General features: G+C 66.4%; 15 protein-coding genes. 9 read left to right on the forward strand and 6 right to left on the reverse strand.

What is annotated here, in order from left to right; genetic code table 11:
- Window positions 1–73: 73 nt before the first annotated feature.
- Together ACIA6A_RS29255 and ACIA6A_RS29260 are read right to left on the reverse strand one after the other, a co-directional pair.
- Entirely contained in the window at window positions 74–1,531 is a 1,458-nt protein-coding gene (locus ACIA6A_RS29255) for a tyrosine-type recombinase/integrase (protein WP_396101106.1), read from the reverse strand.
- Window positions 1,528–1,821 carry a DNA-binding protein gene (locus ACIA6A_RS29260; RefSeq protein ID WP_396101107.1) on the reverse strand — a complete coding sequence of 98 codons (294 nt, stop codon included), beginning with the start codon at window positions 1,819–1,821 and terminating at the stop codon, window positions 1,528–1,530. Before ACIA6A_RS29260 ends, ACIA6A_RS29255 begins: the two co-directional genes overlap by 4 nt.
- 931 nt (window positions 1,822–2,752) lie before the next feature.
- On the opposite strand from ACIA6A_RS29260, the gene ACIA6A_RS29265 reads away from it, so the two are divergent.
- Window positions 2,753–3,580, forward strand: coding sequence for a replication-relaxation family protein (locus tag ACIA6A_RS29265; protein ID WP_396101108.1), 828 nt, complete (start codon window positions 2,753–2,755; stop codon window positions 3,578–3,580).
- A 254-nt stretch (window positions 3,581–3,834) separates the two neighbouring features.
- Complete coding sequence (locus tag ACIA6A_RS29270) at window positions 3,835–4,860, forward strand: beta family protein (protein ID WP_396101167.1); 1,026 nt, start codon at window positions 3,835–3,837, stop codon at window positions 4,858–4,860.
- A 113-nt stretch (window positions 4,861–4,973) separates the two neighbouring features.
- Here the strand turns inward: ACIA6A_RS29270 and ACIA6A_RS29275 are convergent, their stop codons facing one another.
- The 4 genes from ACIA6A_RS29275 to ACIA6A_RS29290 all read right to left on the reverse strand — a co-directional run bounded on the left by ACIA6A_RS29275 (window position 4,974) and on the right by ACIA6A_RS29290 (window position 11,631).
- Window positions 4,974–8,654: a hypothetical protein gene (locus ACIA6A_RS29275; protein ID WP_396101109.1), complete on the reverse strand. Its 3,681-nt coding sequence runs from the start codon at window positions 8,652–8,654 to the stop codon at window positions 4,974–4,976.
- Window positions 8,655–8,764: 110 nt separating this feature from the next.
- On the reverse strand, window positions 8,765–9,322 hold the full coding sequence (locus ACIA6A_RS29280) for a chromosome partitioning protein (protein WP_396101110.1): 558 nt from the start codon (window positions 9,320–9,322) through the stop codon (window positions 8,765–8,767).
- An 85-nt stretch (window positions 9,323–9,407) separates the two neighbouring features.
- Complete coding sequence (locus tag ACIA6A_RS29285; RefSeq protein WP_396101111.1) at window positions 9,408–10,490, reverse strand: DUF4238 domain-containing protein; 1,083 nt, start codon at window positions 10,488–10,490, stop codon at window positions 9,408–9,410.
- A 13-nt stretch (window positions 10,491–10,503) separates the two neighbouring features.
- Window positions 10,504–11,631: a hypothetical protein gene (locus ACIA6A_RS29290; protein ID WP_396101112.1), complete on the reverse strand. Its 1,128-nt coding sequence runs from the start codon at window positions 11,629–11,631 to the stop codon at window positions 10,504–10,506.
- A gap of 233 nt (window positions 11,632–11,864) precedes the next feature.
- Here ACIA6A_RS29290 and ACIA6A_RS29295 point away from each other — a divergent pair, with 233 nt between their 5' ends.
- The 7 genes from ACIA6A_RS29295 to ACIA6A_RS29325 all read left to right on the forward strand — a co-directional run bounded on the left by ACIA6A_RS29295 (window position 11,865) and on the right by ACIA6A_RS29325 (window position 19,454).
- A complete protein-coding gene (locus ACIA6A_RS29295; RefSeq protein ID WP_203765720.1) occupies window positions 11,865–12,032 on the forward strand; it encodes a hypothetical protein in 168 nt (55 codons plus the stop codon).
- Window positions 12,033–12,034: 2 nt separating this feature from the next.
- The gene (locus tag ACIA6A_RS29300; RefSeq protein ID WP_396101113.1) at window positions 12,035–12,811 is read left to right on the forward strand and encodes a DUF6338 family protein; all 777 of its coding nucleotides are present in this window, start codon (window positions 12,035–12,037) and stop codon (window positions 12,809–12,811) included.
- A 1,189-nt stretch (window positions 12,812–14,000) separates the two neighbouring features.
- Entirely contained in the window at window positions 14,001–14,729 is a 729-nt protein-coding gene (locus ACIA6A_RS29305) for a DedA family protein (protein ID WP_396101114.1), read from the forward strand.
- A gap of 981 nt (window positions 14,730–15,710) precedes the next feature.
- A complete protein-coding gene (locus ACIA6A_RS29310; RefSeq protein WP_396101169.1) occupies window positions 15,711–16,013 on the forward strand; it encodes a MerR family DNA-binding transcriptional regulator in 303 nt (100 codons plus the stop codon).
- A 252-nt stretch (window positions 16,014–16,265) separates the two neighbouring features.
- Window positions 16,266–18,311, forward strand: a complete 2,046-nt coding sequence (locus ACIA6A_RS29315) for an Ig-like domain-containing protein (RefSeq protein WP_396101115.1) — start codon at window positions 16,266–16,268, stop codon at window positions 18,309–18,311.
- 63 nt (window positions 18,312–18,374) lie between these two features.
- Window positions 18,375–18,815: a DUF6228 family protein gene (locus ACIA6A_RS29320; RefSeq protein WP_396101116.1), complete on the forward strand. Its 441-nt coding sequence runs from the start codon at window positions 18,375–18,377 to the stop codon at window positions 18,813–18,815.
- A 96-nt stretch (window positions 18,816–18,911) separates the two neighbouring features.
- On the forward strand, window positions 18,912–19,454 hold the full coding sequence (locus ACIA6A_RS29325) for a hypothetical protein (protein WP_396101117.1): 543 nt from the start codon (window positions 18,912–18,914) through the stop codon (window positions 19,452–19,454).
- Window positions 19,455–19,562 lie beyond the last annotated feature (108 nt).

Genomic DNA, 19,562 nt, shown 5'->3' on the forward strand with positions numbered 1-19,562 from the left:
GTGTCGTGCCGGCCTTCGATGGAACGAAGGCCGGCCCACCCTGTTGCGGTGGACCGGCCTGTCGGACTTACCGCTATGCGGCTTCGCGGGGAATTAGGTTGGCGGCTGCGTCGGCGTTCGGGCGTCGTAGTTCGAGGATGACCGAGGTGTAGGTGTCGGAGGTCAGGCCGATGGTGGAGTGGCCGAGGACTTCTTGGATCTCTTTCATGTCGGCGCCGCCGTGGCGCAGGTAGGTGGCGGCGCAGTGTCGGAGGTCGTGCAACCTGACCGGCGGTAGGCCGCTCTTGGTGACGAGGTAGTCGAAGCGGTCGCTGATGGCTTGTGGGTGCCAGGATTGCCCGTCGGGACGTACGAAGAACAGCCCTGTGTCCGGCCAGTTGTCGCCGCTGACCTGCTGCCAGCGGTTGCGCATGTCGAGGTAGGCGATGAGTCCAGCGACGGTGGTGGGGCCGAGGGGGACGATCCGGTCGCCGGCGTCGCTTTTAACTTTGCGGGTGACTGGGGTGTAGCCGACGGTGGTGATCTGTTGGACGATGCTGAGGTAGGCCTCGTTGAGGTCGACGTCGTAGTCGCGGAGTCCGATGGCTTCGCCGCGGCGTAGGCCGCGGTGCAGGATCAGTTCGAACAGTGGGTAGAGCACGGCGTCGTGGCGTTGGGCGTAGTCGAGGAACTGTCCGGCCTGTTCGGGCCGCCACACCATCACCGGGCTGGGCCGGTCACCGGTGGCCTTCCACAGTTCGATCGCTTTCGGTGTCCAGACCCGCGCCTTCGGGCGGGTGCCGGATTCGAGTTCGATGCTGAGGGCCGGGTTGGTGGGAATGAGGCGGGCGCGGCGGACGGCGTCGTTGAGTGCTACCCGCAGGGTGGCGTACAGGCGGACCATGCTGGATGCGCCCATCGGCCGGACGCCACGAAACTGTTGACGTACGACCGGATCGGTGTCGGTTCGTGCGGCGCGGATCTGTTCGTTGCGGGCGTCGAGCGCGGTGAACATGACTTGGATGTGGCTGGTCCGCAGGCTCTGCAGTGGGATGTCGCCGAGGTACGGGATCAGGTAGGAGCGGATGTGGTCGTCGTACCCGCGGATCGTCTTGGGTGAGAGCCCGCGCCGTCCGGCCAGCCATTGGAGGAGGTATTCGCCGGTGGTGGTCGGGACGGCGGCGGGGACTCCGGCGCGGACGCGGTCGGCGACGGTGTCCCGGTCCGGTAGCGGGATGCCGTTCCTGCAGGCTTGCAGGAGGTCGCCGATCTGTACGGCGAGGCCGGTGTCGTCGCCGGCCAGGGCGAGCAGCGACCGGGCGTGGTCGAGTTCGGCGCGGGTGGTGTCGCGGTCGTCGAAGCCGCTGCGGCGTAGTAGCCGCCGTCCGCGGCCGGGTGCGGCGGGGAGTTCGAGTTGGTATCCCCAGACTCCGTGGGTGGTGCTCCAGGATCCGCCGGGGCGGCGCAGTTTCGGGCAGCCGCTGTTGAGTCGTCTTCCGGTGGTGGTGTCTTTGCAGCCGCACCGTTTGGTGATGGATCCTTCGCTGGTCACGGTTCTCCCTGCTCAACGTGGTCGTCGACGGCGGGCGTTCTGATTCCGTCGTGGTGATCCACGCTTCGCATCGCCGACGGCGTCAAGTCGCCGCCGGGCGGTATGCCGAGGGCGGTGAGGATCCCGGCGATCGGTACGCGGTAGCGGGTGCCGGCGCGGATGACCGGTGCCGGGAACTCGTCGGTGCGGGCGAGGTCGTAGGCCAGGGACCGGCCGAGGCCGAAGATCCGTGCGGCGGTGGGGAGGTCGGTGACAGCACCCAGGGCGAGGATGCGTTCTCCGGTCCACACACCGTCGTGGTGGCCGGTAGAGAGGTTCGGGTTCGGGGTGGCGTTCAAGGTGAGAGTGCTCCTGTCGCAAGAGACGGGCCGACGCCGGGCGCATTCCTCGTCGCCGCTGGCGCGGGCGGGATGCGTTGGCACTCTCAAACCGGCTCTTGTCAGCTCCGGCGAACACTTGCCGATCTAACAGGTTTCTGACAGCGCCTGACGAAAGTCTGACAGTGCAGCTCAGCGCCTTGATCGACAGCCGAGGCCGAGTCTCTGACAGACCGGTACGGCGACTTGCGAAATGCGCTGTCAGTCGGTTGTGTACAACCGACTGACAGTGAGCGACCATGCTGACGCTCCGCGCCAAATCCCGTCGGGATGCCGCTGACCTGCACTGTCAGACATCCTCAGCGGCCTGTCAGAAAACTGTTAGACCGGAGAGTGTTCGCCGGAGCTGACAAACCCCGTTTTGAGGATGACGTCGCCGGCACGTTCGGCACACAGGCGACCGGCCGGACAAAGCTCGCGCCGGGCCTCCGAAGGCCGCGTCCTCCGCCCGCACCCCAGGCGTAAGGGCCGACGCCGGCCTCACCCGCGGCCGTCACCGAACGCAATGGCGTCTGCAGCAGGACCGCCATCGATGCCGTGCACGCCGACTCTCGCCAGCACCAGGCCGACCCGACGGAGCAGAGGCTCTGGACGGCCGCTACCACTCCCGTCACCTTTCGAAGATCGAGGAGATCTCTGTTGCAGTCCTCGTACTCACCACCGACGACGGTTCGGCCGTCAGTGCGGATGTCAGCCTTGCCGTCAGTGTTGACGTCAGTCTTCAACCGGACCCCCGAACCGACCCTCGGACCCGTCTCACAGTGCAGGTCAGGGCGGCTGTCGCCGCCGGGGACCTGTGCTCCGACAGACCCTGCAATCGTTCGGGTCTCCCCGGGGGTACGCCATGGATGATCCCGTTTTGCGGGTGCAGTCCCAGCTCACCGCCCGCGACCGGATTCTCCTGGGCTGGCTCTACGACCACGGCGTCCTCACCACTTTCCAGGTCGCCAACGCCCTGTTCCCCTCATTGGGCTTCTGCCAGCGCCGGATGCGGACCCTCTACCAGCTGCGGCTGATCGCCCGCTTCCGCCCTCAACGCGCCGACGGCGGTTCCTTTCCATACCACTGGCTCATCGACCAACTCGGCGCCGAAGTAGTTGCCGCGGCCCGCGACGAGCGCCCACCGCGCCGCGACCACGCCCGCCTCGAACGGCGTCGCTGGACCTCCACTCGCACTCTCGACCACCGGCTCGGCGTCAACCAGTTCTTCACCAACCTCGCTGGCCACGCCCGCACCCACCCCGAGGCCGAACTCCAGCAGTGGCTTCCCGAAGCAGTCTGTCAGCGGCCCGGCACCTTCGTCACCGACGACGATCCGGCACTACTCCGCGCCTACGAACCACCGGTACGCCCAGACGGATACGGGCTCTGGACGGAGAGCGGCCGCCAGGTGCCGTTCTTCCTCGAGTACGACACTGGCACCGAACAGCTCGGCGTTCTCACCGCCAAAATCATCGGCTACGCCAGACTCTTCGCCACCCTCGACCGGTCCTGGCCGATCCTGTTCTGGCTGCACTCCGCCGCCCGGGAACGCAACCTCCGGGTACGCCTCGCTGAAGTACCCGACCTATTGCGCGTCGCCACTGGCACGCGCGAGGACTCAGCCGGTCCAGCCGGCCAGGTCTGGGCCAGCGTGGGATCGAGCGAGCGCTGTCGCCTGTCAGGTCTATGACTAGCGACGTTGGCAGCGTCGGGCCTGCGGCACGCCTGGATCACGGCGGCAGCGGCCTGATTCATCAGCCGGGTAGATGATCACCCTTTGCTCTGACGGTCCAGTGCAGCGAAGGCCACCGTTATCGGGCTACTGAGCTCGGGGTGGCTACCGCCCACGCTGCAGTGAAGCACGCAATGTTGTCGCAGAATCACTTAGCGTGCACTATTGAGTGATAAGCGTGGATGGCCAGCGAAGGGTGCGCCGTGGTCTACATGCCCATACTCAAAGGCAGGGAAGGCGAGCTCAAAGCCATCGACCATCTGCCGGAAGTGCTGGCAGCGAGGGTGATGCCGATCTTCGAGGTACCGCCAACCAGTGGGGATCCGATCAAGGATGCCCACAGCTTCGCCGAGAAGGCCCGGAACGTAATACCGCGGGGGATGAGCGTGGCGGTCGACGCTCGTTATCTGGCCGATCCGGACGGAGGCAGGCGGGGGCCGCTGCAAGCAATTGCCGACGATTTCGCCGACTGGTGCGTCCCAATCAGGCCGGTTCTCCACCCGAACGACTCCGAGCGCCGTCTGGCAGAGGCGCGACAGGCTGCGGAGATGCATGATGGGCAGGCTGTCATCCGGCTCGGCGGCGACATCGCCGATCCTGACGAGGATGAAGCCGAAGCGGCGCTGGCTAAGCTCTGCTGGCGGGCCGGGACGACGATCGAGAAGTCGGCACTCGTTCTCGACTTCTTCGACGTTCGCTCAGAACGTGACATCGGCAGAGTCGAAGCGCTGGCGCGAAAGTGCCTGGTCTGGGCGCGGCGCTATCCGTGGGAATCCATCACGGTGGCTTCAGGTGCGATGCCGGAGTCGATCGGTGACCTTCCGTACAACATTGCCACCCCCATACCTAGACGCGACCTGGCTCTCTGGAGACGACTCCAAGACCCCGACATCGTCTTCGGGGACTACGGCATTGCCCACCCGAAGATGGGCGTCAAGGGATGGCCCCCGCCTCCGAACCTTCGGTACACCGACGAAGACGTGTGGTGGATATACCGATGGGCGCGCGACGGCAACGGCCACAAGAGCATGTACGACCTTTGCGCCTCGCTGGTGGCGGCGGATCACTGGCCGGCAGAAGGCGCCGCGTACTCCTGGGGCGATGCCGAGATCGCACAACGCGCCGACTTGGTCGGAGGCCCGGGGAACGCGGCAGGATGGCGAGCCTGGGGCACGGCACACCACCTGACCCACGTGCTGAAGATGCTCGAAGACTCGCACGACGATCCCGGCGGCTGACTTCCCGGTTCCCGCTTCGCCGATCGTCTGTGAAGCCTAGCGTCACGCGTTGACCTGGTACGGAATGAGCAGCCAGCGGACGAGACGATCTCCAAGCGGACCTAACGTACAGATCATCCCGGATGATTTTGAACTGCTAGGCCGCTCGGATTGTCTCGTGGACGTTCGTTGCCGGACAACGCGTCAACGCAATGCGACACAACCCGTGGCCAATACTCGGCCAACACCGACAACTGCAGTTGCCAGGAGGCGCTCGCCAACACCCGACCCATAACCCGGGCGGCTCGGTCGAGGTCGCCGGCGGTCGCGACCGCGCGGACCACCGCGGTCAGTGCCTGTACCCGCTGGCCCGGGTAGGTAATCGAGTCGGCCACGGCTTCGGCCCGATCGAAGTCTCCGTCGGCCGCGACCGCCCCGGCCACCTCGGCCAACGCCTGCGCTTGCAGGTCCGGGGCGGCGCTTGAGCGTGCCACGGTCTCGGCCAGGTCGATCAGTTGCCCGGCACGGTCAAGGTCACCGACGGCCCTAACCGCTTGGGCTACCTCGGTCAGTGCCCGCACCTGCGGGTACAAGTAGGTGATCGAGCGTGCCACGGCCTCGGCCCGGTCGATGAGCTGCCCGGCGCGGTCAAGGTCACCACCGGCCGCGACCGATCGGGCCACCGCGGTCAGTGCCCTCGCTTGCTCATCCGGGTCAGTGATCGAGCGTGCCACGGCCTCGGCCCGGTCGGTGACCTGCCCGGCGCGGTCGCGGTCACCGCCAGCCGCGACCGCCTCGGCCACTGCAGCCAGCGTCTGCGCCCGCGGGTAGGGGTTGGTGATCGTGCGTGCCACGGCATGGGCCCGGTCGGCGAGTTGCCCACCCCGGTCGAGGTCACCAGCGGCCGCGACCGCCCCGGCCACTGCGGCCAGCGCCCGCGCGTGCTGGTACGGGCTGATGATCGTGCGTGCCACGGCCTCGGCCTGATCGAAGTCACGGGAAGCCACAAGCGCCTGGGCCACCACGACCAGCGCCCGCGACTGCAGGTACGGCCCGGTGCGGGCTTGGCTGCCGCCGAGGACCAGGATCGAGCGGGCCACGGCTTCGGCCCGATCGAGGTCACCGGAAGCCACGAGCGCCTGGGCCACCACGGCCAGCGCCCTCGCCTGTTGGTCCGGGCCATCGATCGACCATGCTACGGTCTCGGCCCGGTCGAAGTCACCGGCGGCCGCGACCGCCTCAGCCACGTCGACGAGCGCCCACGCCTCATGGAGCGGATCGGCGATCGACCGGGCCATGGTCTCGGCCCGGTCGAAGTCACCGGCGGCGGCGACCGCCCCAGCGGCCTTACTCAGCGCCCACGGGTCCGGGTTGGTGATTGTGCGTGCCACGGTCTCGGCCCGATCGGCAAGCTGCCTACCTCGGTCGAAGTCACCGGCGGCGGCGACCGCCCCGGCTATCTCGGCTAGCGCTGATGCTTGTTGTTCCGGGTCGGTGATCGAGCGTGTCACGGTCTCCGCCCGGTCAAGGTCACCGGCAGCCACAGCCGCTTGGACCACCGTAGTTAGCGCCCGCGCCTGCTCGTCCGGGTCGTCGATCGAGCGGGCCGCCGCCTCAGCTTGTCGGGCGAGCTGCCCGGCCCGGTCGAAGTCACCGGCAGCTGCGACTGCTCGGGCCACCATGGTTAGCGCCCGCGCCTGCTCGTCCGGGTCGTCGATCGAGCGGGCCGCCGCCTCAGCTTGTCGGGCGAACTGCCCGGCCCGGTCGAAGTCACCCACGGCCGCGACCGATCCGGCCACCTCGCTCAGCGCCCGCGCCTGCCAGGACGAGACATCGATCGATCGAAGCAGGATTTCGGCCCGATTGAAGTCACCCGCAGCCGCGGCCGCCCCAGCCACCGCGGTCAGCCCGTGCACCCGCTCAAACGGGTAGAAAATCGAGTCGGCCACGATCTCGGCCCGATCGAAGTCACCGGCGGCTGCGACGGCCCCGGCCATCTCGACCCGCACCCGGGCCTGATTAAGCCGGTCAGTAATCGATCCGGTGACGGCCTCGGCCTGGTCGACGAACTGCCCGACCCGGTCGAGGTCACCAACAGCCGCGACCACTCGGGCGACCTCGATCAGCACCCGAGCCTGCTGGTTCGGGTTGATGATCGAGTCGGCCATGATCTCAGCCCGGTCGGCGAGCTGCCCGGCCCGATCGAGGTCACCGGCAGCCACGACCGCTCGGGCCAGCGCAGTCAGCGCCCGCGCCTGCTGGTCCGGGTCGGTAATCGATCGGGCCACGGTCTCGACCCGGTCGAGGTCACTGGCCCCTGTGGTCATCGCCAGCACCTGCATATACGGGTCGGTGATCGAGTGAGCCACGGCCTCGGCCCGCCGGAGGTCGCCAGCAGCCGCGACCGCTCGGACCACCTCGATCAACGCCTGTGCCTGCCGATCGGGGTCGGTAATCGAGCGGGCGAGGGCTTCAGCACGGGCGGGTTGGCCCAGGCTAGCCCAGACTGCGGGCAGGGTCGTGGGGATGTTCTCGTTGCGGTCGGTGAGGTTGGCGCGGCGAATACACAACCGCAGCATCGCCCCGAGGTCGGGCTCGGGCATGGCGAGGACAAGGTCTTGGCAGGCAGTGATCTCGGCGAGAGCGGCAGCGTCACCACCGGACAGGTCAAGCATCCGGTCGTGCCGTTCCGGATCGGTGACCAGGTTGACCAGCCGGGACGCCTCGCCGGTGGTGCTCAGCAAACGGGGGTAGCCGATCAGCAGGTAATCCGGGGTGCTGGCCGGCCACGGCGGGCGGCCAGTGGTCGGGATGCGGTAGGTGTCGGCCCAGGCGTGCAGTCGGGTGCGGTATCCAGCCAGCCGGCGTTCGCCGATGTAGGTCGTGGCAGCCTGTTGCAGTTCCCCGTGGCCGAGCAGATACACCTCAGGTCCAATGTCCGGATCCCAGCGGGCGGTGCGGCGCGTGAAGGTCCGCCCGGCCACGGTGTGCAGCACGTCCTCGATGTCGACCAAGCCAGCCCCGGTCAGTTCTCGCAAATCGGGTCCGGACAGGCCACCGCGAGCCGCGGTCAATAGACCGAGCAGGTCGCGCTCGATCGGGCTGCCTTTCAATAGGAGTTTGAGCTCGGCCTGGCCGAGGCGCTGCAGATCCTGCGCGTAAGCCGACGCAGATAGCCGGCGCACGATGCCCGGGTCATGGAGCGGATGCCAGTGCGGCACGTCGTTGGGGATCGGCGGGTTCGGCCGTCCGGCCACGATCACCCGCAGCCCGGTCGGCGGGTCGGCCGGCAGCAGCCCGGCGATGCTGTGCGTGCCCACATCGTCGGTGGTGCTGCGATCCTCATCCAAGCCGTCGACCAGCAACACCAGCCGAACCTGCCGCCGCAGGCACGCCTCGGCTACTTGGCCGAGCAGATCCAGCAGCCACGCCTCCCGTAACCCCTCATCCGGTACGGTCGGCGGCTGCTGCCCGGTCAACGCGCCCAATTGCTCGGTCACCGCCGCGACGAACGCCGCCCGAGTGTCCTGACCAGCCAGCCGGGAGGTGATAAAAAACGCTACCACCTGCACATGCTTCTGAATTTGCGCAGGTGGGTTCAGCACGAACGTCGACAGCAATGCCGACTTTCCCGCCCACGGACCCGCCTGCCACCACACGTACGGACCCCGCCCCGAATCCAGGCAGAACTCGGCCAACTCGGCTAACTCCTGTACACGGTCCGCCAACATGGGCGGAGCAATCCGGCGCACCTGCGCCAGATACGCCGACCGAGACGTCACCAACGGCCCCGGCCCGGACAGGAACACATTCACCGTCCCTGCCGCTCCGACCCCGACCCGCACGCCATGCCCGAGAACTCCCGGTCCAGCCGCAGGCCGCCACCCCCGCGCCCCCGCAGAAGCGCCGTTCTCACCGGGTCCGGTCAGTGGCCGGGCCGACCCGGCGGGGAAGGGTCCGGGTCTCCCCGACGCCGGTCGCCGATATTCACCACGCCGGCCTGCCCGATCGCGGTCGCCTCATCATGTGCGGTCGCGGTCACCGTACCGGTGAACACCGTCGACCCCGACCCGGCCAGCACCTGCGTACCCGACGCCTGCTCAGCCGCCTGCAACTGAGCCAGCAGATCGGTAACCGTCTCGGCGAACGCCTCATCCCGGCGCGCGGCCGCAGCCACCGCCAACTCGACCTGCTGCCGCGTCAATTCGCTGACCATCCCCGACTCGCCAGCCGCCTCTAGTGCAAGATCCTCACGCACCGGCTCACCCAACCTGGCCAGGACCACCTCGTGCAGCCGGTCCGCGCCCGCGTCGATCGCCGCGTCGACCGTCTCGTCCATCCGGCCCGCAGCCCGTCGCGCCTTGTGTACCGCCCACGTGATCACCATCCCGGCGATCAACGAAGCCTCCACCACCGGCACCAGAACCTCCCCGAACAGGTCGCCCCCACAGTGGACCAATATCTGTACCACCGTACCGAGCACCCACCACGGCTGTCCTCCGAACGGCTCCTCAAGAATCCCGTCCGTGGCTGCCCGCGATAGCTCCGTGAGTGCTGCTCGCGTACCGCTACGCCGGTGCTGTTCGACCGCCAGAGGATTCAGCCGCTGGTTTGAGTGTCCGCTGGCGCTTATCGAGCTCACCAGCCAGTTCGGCAAAGATCGCCTTGATGTCATCTTCACTGGTCGGCGGCTCAGGTGACGTGGGTGGTTGTGGATGAGTGTCCAGCCAGCGACGCTCCACGCCGTACCCGTCGGCGATCACCTCATAGGTCATCATGAATTGCGGTAACTCACCGCCTGTCTGGACGGCAGGTTCGGCCTGGGCCGACGGGTCATGCTTAGGGTGGAAGAACACGTGCCGGACTGCGGTATCGATCACCATGGAGTTGAGGCCGATTGCTAGGCCGGGATGCACCTTGAACCGATGATCGGTACGGATCTCACGGTCACCAGCGGATCCCAGCCCGGGAAGATACAGGCAGCGGTGGGAGTCCAAGGGCATGTAGATGTCCCAAAACTGCACGGCAAGGTGCTGGTCCGAGTGGTCTTGTCCGTTGAGCACAATGACAGGAACGTCACCGGTCAGCAGGCAGTAGTCGCTGAACCCGACGCCCCAGGGGCGGTAGAAGATGGCGGCGGCGAGGCGCTCGATCATCTCTGCGATGTACTTGATGTGCCTGTTGGCGCTGTCGAACTGTTGAGGCAGATCGAGGCGCTTCTTCGGCTTCGGGTCAAAGGCTTGGCCGTGATGGGTCAGCTCAAGGCGCGTTCGCTGCCGAAGCGTACGGAGGATCTGCGCCGCGATCCACCAGGAGATGGAATGCCGAGTAGCGGTACGTGGCGGCCATGGAGGAAGTGCGTCTTCTGACGGAAACTTGCCGGTATCGAGAACTCGCCTAAATGCCGTGGTCGCGTCGTTTTCAAGCGCGGTGAAGAACTTTTCCATGTCGTGATGAGGCACGCCGTCGATGTCGCTGCCCCAGTAGAAGCCTCGTTCGACGGCCACGTCATTGATCGATGCCGGAAACCGGGTTTTGAGGTCTGGGCTCATGGCGATTAGTTGAGCGCCGCCTGGACGGTGCTGGGCGAAGCGGCGCAGGTACATGCGTGGCACGTGGTGGTCGCGGGTGTTCGTCGCGTTGGTCTTCATGTCAGCAGTCCGTTCAGGCGGTGATCATCGCAGTTGGCTCGTTCAGCCAGTCAGCCAAGACCCGCTTCTCGTCGCGTTGTTTTACTCCCCAATGGCCCTGGAACGGTAGGGCGTCGTCCGGGAACGGATGGGTCGCAAACGGGTTATCGAAGCGGGTAGTCCGCGGCAGGTAAGGTCCGCCGGGGAACCATTCGTGGATCGAGAACACCGATGACACTTGCTTACGCTTCCCGGCGGGATTGTTTCGTCCGACGCCGAAGAAGCCGTCGCCGAGCCGGACGGCCTGACCGTTGGCGATGACCACCGCGGAGCTGCCCACCAACGCCTCATGAATCTCGTCGATGGTGCACCACGAATCACGGACGCCGATGACGAGGGCGAAGGGTCTGTCGTCGAGGTCGTACTTGCCGGCCTTTGCGTCGAGACGGCTTCGCAGCCTGACGGCTGAATCGATCATGCCGCCCATGGCTGGACCGCCAATGACCGACGGCTCCTGGCCCGTGGGCTGGAAGTGGCGTGGCAGCGGGTGGAATTGGAAGGTGATCTCGGCATACCTGCCGACGTAGCGCTTCTCAGGTGTGCCGGTCTCGTCGCGCTGCAGAGCGTCGGGGTCCTGCTTGAGTTCTTCCAGGGCAGCTTTCAACCAGCGCTCGAGGTGTCTTACGTTCGGGGTGCTCGCCCAGCTGTGAACGTCGAACGTGAGCGAGTGCGTGGAGAGCGGGACGAGGCGGTTGATCTCGCCCTCGAGCCAGGCGTGACAGCGTGCTTCCTTCTCCCAGTCGTCCCGTTCGAACAGCGTTAGCACTTCGACGGTCCCGACGTACTCCTGGTCACGGTAGAGACGAAAATCAGGCTGGGTCCTGGCACCTTGCTCGTAGCCGACGCGGTAATGCTGAATCAACTGCTCATGCACATACAGCTCGTCGAGTGCCGAGCAGAAGCGTCGATCGTCGGTGGAGCGCAGATCGTCGAGCATCCGACCGGTAGTATCCGCGAACCTGGCATAGAACTCGTTGATGATGCGCCGCCCTTCGACGGCTGCCGGTCGGGTGACCTCAGCGAACCACGTGACTGCCGGCTCAGCCCCGCTCAGACCACGGTCACGGCGAACCTTCGGCTCATCGAACACCTGTCGCATCACGGCAGGCGACACTAGCGCGAAGTACGAGTTCTCGCTATCGCAATAGCCGTGCGAGACCACCCATTGGAGCGACACCCGGCCGGTATTCCGAGTTCTGAAGCCATGTCGGCGTCTCCGCGGGACCGCTACCGAGGCTCCCCAGGAGGCTGGTGGACGAGATTGTCAGACCCTGCCTGCACAATCGTGTCCTAAGCCAAGCCCATTCCACGGGCCGGCACGACTAGGGAGCCTTGGTGCCGCAGAACAACGAGAACCGCGGGCGCACCTCAGCGCAGCGCATCCACGAATCGGAGCGCAGTCAGAAGCTCGACCCCGGGGGCGCGGCCATGCCGGTCCTGACTACCAGCACCCCGCCCCCGCCCCCACCGCCGCCCTCCGGCGCCACGCAACAGAAGGCCTAACGGTGATTCCTTCCACGCCCGTCGGCGTGGCACTGCTGCTCCTCCTGATCGCCCCGGGACTGGCCTACGTCTTGCGGCGAGAGAAGGCCGTGCCGACCGGTCCGCGCACGGCATTCCGGGAAGCGCTGCAGGTGGTCTTCGTCAGCGTCGCCAGTTTGACCGTCATTGGTCTGCTGGCGACGCTGCTTCGCACGATCGCCCCAGAACACACCCTTGACGTCAGACGTCTGATCCAGGCGCCGGGACCGTTCGCTCGCGGCCACCATGTCCAGGTGGCGTGGTGGTCGTTCGGCGTCCTCGCCTCCGCCACATTGCTCGCGTGGGTCATGGCCGACCCTCGGATCATCCGAGGACTTCACTGGCTGAGCACCCATAGACCCTTTACATGGCTAACCGGAGCCAGCAGCTCCGACATCGCCGAGATCAGCGGATGGTGGCGAGTCTTTGACGACCGCCGGCCCAAGTACACAGCCAAAGTCGACGTCGGAGTCTTGAAGGACGACGGAACCTACATCCAAGGCACCCTCGTCTCGTGGACCGCCGGCGGCCTCGATTACGACAAGCGCGAACTGGTCCTCAAGGAACCCCTGCGCTACCAGACCACAGACGGCAAGCAACACAACCTGCCGGTCGACATGGTCGTCATCGCAGGCCGCGACATCCGGCGCCTCGACGTCAAATACTTGATGGAGGCAAACAGACAGGACGTGGGCGAACCGACTGAAGAAGCCCCAACCCGCCGACCAAGCGACGAATCTGACGATGCCAGCCAGCCGTAACCCGGTCGAGTATTTGATCTGATGCCGGACAGGGGCCGTGCTGCAGCCGCACAGCACGGCGAGATATAGATCAGATGCTTTCCGTCGCGGGCGCTGTCAGCGACGGACTTCGGCAACAACTCAGGATGGTGGACCGCGGGTATGTCGAGGATGGTGATCCGCAGGTGATCGGATGTCGCTGCGGCGGGTCCTCGGCGCAGTAGGTCCGGCGGGAGCAGCACCGGCTCTTCGCCCTGACCAGCGCTGATTGAAGCGGGGCTTACGCTGTGTGATGGCGGTGCGTGGTGATCCGTGGGTGATCGGATGTCGGCGACCGTCTCAGCACGGTCGCGACTAAACCAGCACGCGTGATGGCTAGCGATCGGTGCGGGAGGCGAGCCAATCATGGACTCGGCCCCGACCTGCGGAAACGTAGAGCTGCTTTGAGCTGCTAATATGTCTTCGGAAACGGCTTTGAGTCCGAAGGCTACAGAGGGTACTCGCGACCACTAGGCACCTGACTACGGATCAGAAGGTTAGGGGTTCGAGTCCCTTCGGGCGCACAGCCAGAAACAGCCTCCCACCAGTGGTGGGAGGCTGTTTCGTTTTCCACCTGAGTTCGCTGTATGAGGCGACTGCTCACACCGCGGTGCGCTTGGGCTGATGGCGGGTCAGAAGCTTCGACGATTTCTCTACCTGCTTGGCTGTCTCCTTCCGCATGAGGGCTTGTACACGCACCGGGTCACGTCAGGGCTGGCGTGCCCCCGGATCCCGCCGGCGAAGCCGAGCTTGTGGACGGTGACCGCCCGGCTGATCCGCCGCTCCAGCACCTCGGCGATCACCTGGGGTGGTCTCAGCCGCGCAGGTTGACCTGCCGGTTGAATGCCGCGCGCGCCTGCCCGGATCCCGCTTGGTCGAGAAGCGCCTGCAAATGGTGATTCGACACTGGCTTCGCCGCAGACCCGGCCATCACTTTAATTTTCTGTTATGGATTCTCATCATAGAGCGACATCATCGTGTGTCGTTGCGTACGCAAGTCCGCACAAGGCCCACAACCGTACGTATGAAAACAGGTGTTGCTCGTCGCCGGTCTGGCTGTAGATCCGGGGCTGGTTGCGTTTCGTGTCCTCCGATCGGCCTCCTCCCCTCATCGTGCCGCGTCGCCACGATCACTACCGTTCATGGCACAGGCTCGATGAATGATGTGACGGTGCTTGAGACCCTGCTTGAGACCCTGCTGCCGACAGCCTCCTCGCCGTGGCTCTACCTGATCGTCTTCCTCATGGTCGCGATCGATGGATTCCTCCCGGTCGTACCGTCCGAGGCCACGGTGATCGGCCTGAGTGCGTTGTCGGCCACCGGCTCGCCGAACCTCGTCGCGCTTGCCACGGCCGTGACAGCCGGAGGGGTAGCCGGTGACCAGATCTCCTACCTGCTCGGCCGGCGGGCGGGCAGCCGGGTGACGACGGGCAAGCTGGCCGCGGCCAGGGCGAAGGCCGAGCATGCATTGCTGCGGTACGGCGCGGCTGCGATCCTGGCCGGGAGGTTCCTTCCGTGCGGGCGTGCCGCGACCACGTGGACGTCCGGGTCGGTGTCGCTGCCGCTGGGCCGTTTCCGGCTGTTCAGCGCGCTGGCAAGCATGGCCTGGGCGGGATACATGATCGGTCTCGGCTGGCTGGGCGGCTCGGCGTTTGCCGACATGCCGCTGCTGGGAGCCGCTATCGGTCTCGCGATCGGGGCGGTACTGGCTGGTGCGCATTCGCTCATCGAGAAGCGGCGAGCCACCTACGGATCAAGTACTCCCAACCTGGCTCGGGCGGGTGACGGCGGTCATGGTGATGCGACGGTGATTCCGTGTCGAATCCAGCCAGAAGGCTCGTGGGGCACTCCGGCTGTCCGGCCCGGGTACTTCGCCCCGACCGGCGCCATGGTCTCGTGACTACGACTGCGTCTCTTCTGACGGGTTCGTCTGCCGGGGTGGTTCGTTCGGCGGGCCACGGTGTGCTCGTCCAAGGCGATGGCCCCGTGCCCGGCGGCGATCTACGCAGGCCGCGCCGGGCGGTGAGCCCTCAGAACGCGAACAGCGAATCTACGACAGCCGCACCGATCGCTGGGCCGTCAGCAACGCGGAAGAGGTTGCCGCCTCCGACCAGCGGCGCCTGAGCTCCGACCGGCAGGCATCCGCCCGGACGCTGGAGCAGGGACGCGGGCGACAAGAAAATCTATGGCGAGCTGACTAGACTTTCTTGGCAGAGTCGGTTAACGTTTCCCTCGTTGACAGCAGAGATCGTCGAAGACGCAGACGTAGCAGGCCGAGCGTCAAGCAGGGCCCGGATCTTTCGTGGCTCGCTCGGCACCGCGATGGAGTGCACTACCGCACCCCAGCAGGACAAGACCCTGACGTAGTTCCAGGTCAGGGCACGCAGCAGGGCCGATGCACGTTCGGGGCTCTGGCTGATGGCACGACAGTAGAAGTTAAGACCTTGACGTAATTTCAGGTCAGGGCATGGCCAGGCAGGGCCGATGCGAGTTCAGGGTTCTGCCTGATGCAAGAAGATCTGGCGAACGTATGCGGGGCCATGAAGTTTGCGTGGGGCTCCGATACCGGCAGATGGCACCACAGCAGTTCAGGTGAAGGAAGCAGAGGAAAGGGAGGGTTCAGCACCGTTGGATCGCCCGCCGGCCAGGACGCAGTTCCCGGTTCTGGGGGTGGACACCGCAGTCTCCATCGAACGTGAGGTGGTCTCCGGTCACGCTTATGCGATCCTCGCACCGCAAGCCGCTGAAGTTCGCGGCCGGTGTGGATACGACAAACCGACGAACCTGTCGGTAGATGGTGTAGTAATCCGTAACCCTGGGCCCCGGCGCTTCTGCGCCGGGGCCCTCGTCATGGAGGTACCTGTTGGCCCAACCGGATGACATGCTCGACGATGACGATTACCCCGCCTACACGATGGGTCGCGCCGCGGAGATCACCGGCGCCTCGCCGGACTTCCTGCGCCGACTGGACCACGCGAAACTGATCACACCGCTCCGGTCCGCGGGCGGGCACCGTCGCTACTCCCGCTATCAGTTGCGTCTGGCCGTACGAGCTCGGGAGATGGTCGGCCGCGGCACCGCCCTGGAAGCCGCCTGCCGGATCATCATCCTCGAAGACCAGCTCGACGACGCTCTCCGGCACCATCAGAGCGACCACCATCGCCGGCACGCCGACGCCGCCTGACCGTCCTTCACCACCACGAGCGAAACCGTTTGCCGCACCCGCTCTCGCCGATCTGCACCGTGCGCCGAGCGGACCGCTACCCGCACGTCACCTTCGGGCGCACCACCCCGACAAGGCCCTCCACCAGCCACAGCGGCTAGGCGGAGGGTCTTTTTCATGCCCGGGAGCCAGCCATCGGTCGGCGCCCACCAAACCGGGCAGCGAGGACTCCGGTCGATATCTAAGATGTCCGGGACACGGGAGGAAAACTGCATGCAAAACACCACGGCCCGGCGCTTGTTCGCTGCCCTGGCCGCTCTTACCGTCCCCCTCGCCCTGGCGGCCCCCGCGCGGGCTGACGACCGCTTGCCCCTGGCGGCGGGCGCGACGGTGCAGGCCGCAGCCACACCGGGCGGCATCTTCACGGCGCCGTTGTCGGTCACCTACACCGGAACGGTCCCGCTCGACGGCGTGGTGGTCTCGTTCTTCGGGATCGATGGTTTCGCGACCGAGAGCCGGTACCAGAACTGCACCTATGACATCCTCGGGCAGTTGGAGGCCTGTGTCTTCGACCGGACCCTGGAGCCGGGCCGGTCGTACCGGGTGGATCTGCCGTTCCGCGCCCCGGCCGACGCCTACGCGCCGAGTGCCATGAGGACCCAGTTCACCTGGGAGAAAAAGGCTTTCCATCACCCGTACGGCACGCCTGGTGACGGCGCGGTTATGCCGCTGCTCGATGATGTGACGCCGGCGAAGGTGGGCGTCTATCCCTGGCAGTACGTGGATCTCGCGATCACCGGCCGGCAGAGCGCGGATCTGGTCGCCACCGGCAGCAAGGTCTACGGCGCGGCCGGCGACGTGGTCCAGATCAAGGCTGGGGTACGCAACGACGGCCCCGCCACGCTCAAGTGGATCGGCACCGGTGTGCCGCACGGCCTCGTGGTCGTCACGATCCCGCCGGGCACGTCCGTGCAGAGCTCGCCGTCGAGGTGTGCGCCTGCCACGGCCGCGCAGCAGACCCGGGCCGACGCGGTGCAGTACGCGTGTGTCCTCGACGGATCTCTCAAGATCGGCCCGAACTACGCCCTGAACCTGCCGTTCAGCCTGCGGATCGACACGGTGATCGAAGACGCGGCAGGTCTGGTCGAGGTGAACCCGGCGTGCACGTGCGACCGCTTCGCCGACGACCTCGACACGTCCAACGACACCGCGCCGCTGATCCTCAACCCGGCGCCGACCGCTCCGGGCGGCAAGGACGCCAACCCGCCGGTCGTCACCTCCACCGGGCTGACCGATGGCCAGTGGCTCGGCCGGTACCCCGACATCACCCCTTCCTGGTCGGACGACGTCGCGGTCACCAAGGTGCAGGTCCTGGTGAACAGCAAGGAAATCGCGACCTATGAGAGCCCGCTACCCCGCGAGGTCCGCTTCGTGCTGCCGAGCGAGGTGCACGGGCAGGAGCCGCTCGTCACCATCCGTGTCTTCGACGCGGCCGGAAACACCGCTGAGAAGACGACGAGGGTACGCGCGGACGTGCTCAGTCCCGATGCGGCGCTCACCCCGGCGTTCGGGTCGCGTGTCCGTGGTGTGGTCACGTTCCGGGCCACGAACGTCTCCAGCGACACCGACCGCATCGAGCTGCTCGACGCGTACGGTCAGATCGTCGCCCGCAGCACCGCAGCGCCGTGGACGATGACCTGGGACACCCGCCGCGTCAGTGGCGCGCAGTCCGTTTCGGTCCGTGTCTTCGACCGTGCGGACAACGGCAGCTACGACTCGGGCACCTACCAGGTCGACAACTCCGGCCCGGCGGTCAGCTCGATCACCCCGGGCAACCGGGCGCTGGTACGTGGCAGCGTGCGCACCACCGCGAAAGCCTCCGACCCGAGCGGCATCCTCTCGGCGCGGGTGACCGGCGCCAAGGCCACGAGCTCGCCGTGGGCCTGGACGGTGACCCCGAAAGCGCAGGGCAACCACACCATCGAGTGGGTCGTGACCGACAAACTGGGCAACACCACGATCGCCCGTCGCGTCGTCGTCAACGACACCGTCGCGCCCACGCTGAAGCTCACCAAGGCACCGAAGAACAACGCGAAACTGACGAAGAACACGCCACTGGCCGCGTCCGCGAGCGACAAGAACGGCATCGCGAAGGTGCAGCTGATCGTCAACGGCAAGGTCGTCGCCACCGACACGAAGGCCGGCTACAGCTTCACCCTGAACCCGAAAAAGTACGGCAAGAAGTTCACCGTCCAGCTCCGCGCGTACGACAAGGCCGGCAACGTCAAGACGCTCGGCAAGCGCACTTACCGCCGCTGAATCTGCCGCGCCTCCGCGGCGGGGCGGCACGCCGCGTGCGGAGGCTGGGCATACTGCTTGACCATGAGTGAGTCGTTTGTTCTGGGCGATCCCGATGGCGATCGGTGGGTGGTGCACCCGCCGCAGGATTCGTACGGGGACGACTACATCTACTCGGTCGGGTCCGAACTGCACCTGGATGGCCTGACCGCGGCGACGATTGCTCAGATCGACGGGATCTTCGCTGAGCGGGCGGTGCTGCTGTCCGGCTTCGTCGAGGGACTCGCGGCCGGCTGGCGGGGCTGGGACGGCGTCCGCACGTGGCAGTCGATGGGGCGGGAGCTCATCATCGACGCCCGGCATGACGGTCGCGGGTACGTGTCGCTCGGGGTCACGTTGCGCGCGGCGGATGCGTACCCGGAGGAAACCGCCTGGTCGGCCAGGGCGGTGTTCATCCTGGAGGCGGGGGAGGAGATGACCCGGCTCGCCGCGGATCTGAGCCACCTGTGCTCGCTCTCTCCGTAAAACGTGCCACAAGGCGTGCGATGGCCACTGTTCCATTCCGGAACCGGCAAACATGGTCCACATCGCACCGCACGTCGATCGGAACGAGGAACCATCATGAAGAAGCTGCTCATCAGCGCCCTTGCCGCCGCTGCCGTACTCGCCCCGTTCACCATTTCCTCCGCCGCTTCCGCCGCGGCTGCCGACCCCATTCTGGCGGGCAAGCGTCAGGTCGTGATCGCGCCGCTCCCGTCCTTCGAGTCGATCGTCGGGATCGACGGCAAGGGCCGCCTCCACGTCACCGACGGCGAGCCGAAGTTCTCGCTGTTCGTGCTCAGCCCGGTCGGCAAGAAGTTCCAGATCAAGACGGCGAAGGCGGGCGATGGCAAGAAGGCCGCCTGCATCGGTCTCAAGAACAATGGCAGCAAGCCGGTCACCGCGGTGGCCACGACCTGCAACACCAAGCGGGCCGGCCAGCTGTTCACCATCACCAAGCTGAAGGCCAAGGACAACGGCCGCCCGACATACTCGATCAGCAACGGCGGCGCTTTCCTCCAGTACTTCCCCAAGACCGGCCTGATCGTCAAGAAGCTGGGCGGCGCGAGCCTGAAGACGTCCTACGCCTTCGTCGACAACGGCCCGGCGCCCAAGCTGGGCTGACCCACAACCGGGGCGCGCACCGAGCTCAGGTGCGCGCCGGCAATTGGCATCGCCTCGGCGCAGCCGACCACAGCTGATGGAGATGCCGGACCCGTACGATAAGACTGC

This window comes from Actinoplanes sp. NPDC051494 (assembly GCF_044454705.1).
Classification (GTDB): domain Bacteria; phylum Actinomycetota; class Actinomycetes; order Mycobacteriales; family Micromonosporaceae; genus Actinoplanes.

What these genes read in the sequence shown, in the direction of transcription:
- ACIA6A_RS29320 (WP_396101116.1), top strand. Translation starts at nt 18,375, where the DNA reads ATGAGTGAGTCGTTTGTTCTGGGCGATCCCGATGGCGATCGGTGGGTG.
- ACIA6A_RS29270 (WP_396101167.1), top strand. Translation starts at nt 3,835, where the DNA reads ATGCCCATACTCAAAGGCAGGGAAGGCGAGCTCAAAGCCATCGACCAT.
- ACIA6A_RS29310 (WP_396101169.1), top strand. Translation starts at nt 15,711, where the DNA reads ATGCTCGACGATGACGATTACCCCGCCTACACGATGGGTCGCGCCGCG.
- ACIA6A_RS29315 (WP_396101115.1), top strand. Translation starts at nt 16,266, where the DNA reads ATGCAAAACACCACGGCCCGGCGCTTGTTCGCTGCCCTGGCCGCTCTT.
- ACIA6A_RS29265 (WP_396101108.1), top strand. Translation starts at nt 2,753, where the DNA reads ATGGATGATCCCGTTTTGCGGGTGCAGTCCCAGCTCACCGCCCGCGAC.
- ACIA6A_RS29285 (WP_396101111.1), bottom strand. Translation starts at nt 10,490, where the DNA reads ATGAAGACCAACGCGACGAACACCCGCGACCACCACGTGCCACGCATG.
- ACIA6A_RS29325 (WP_396101117.1), top strand. Translation starts at nt 18,912, where the DNA reads ATGAAGAAGCTGCTCATCAGCGCCCTTGCCGCCGCTGCCGTACTCGCC.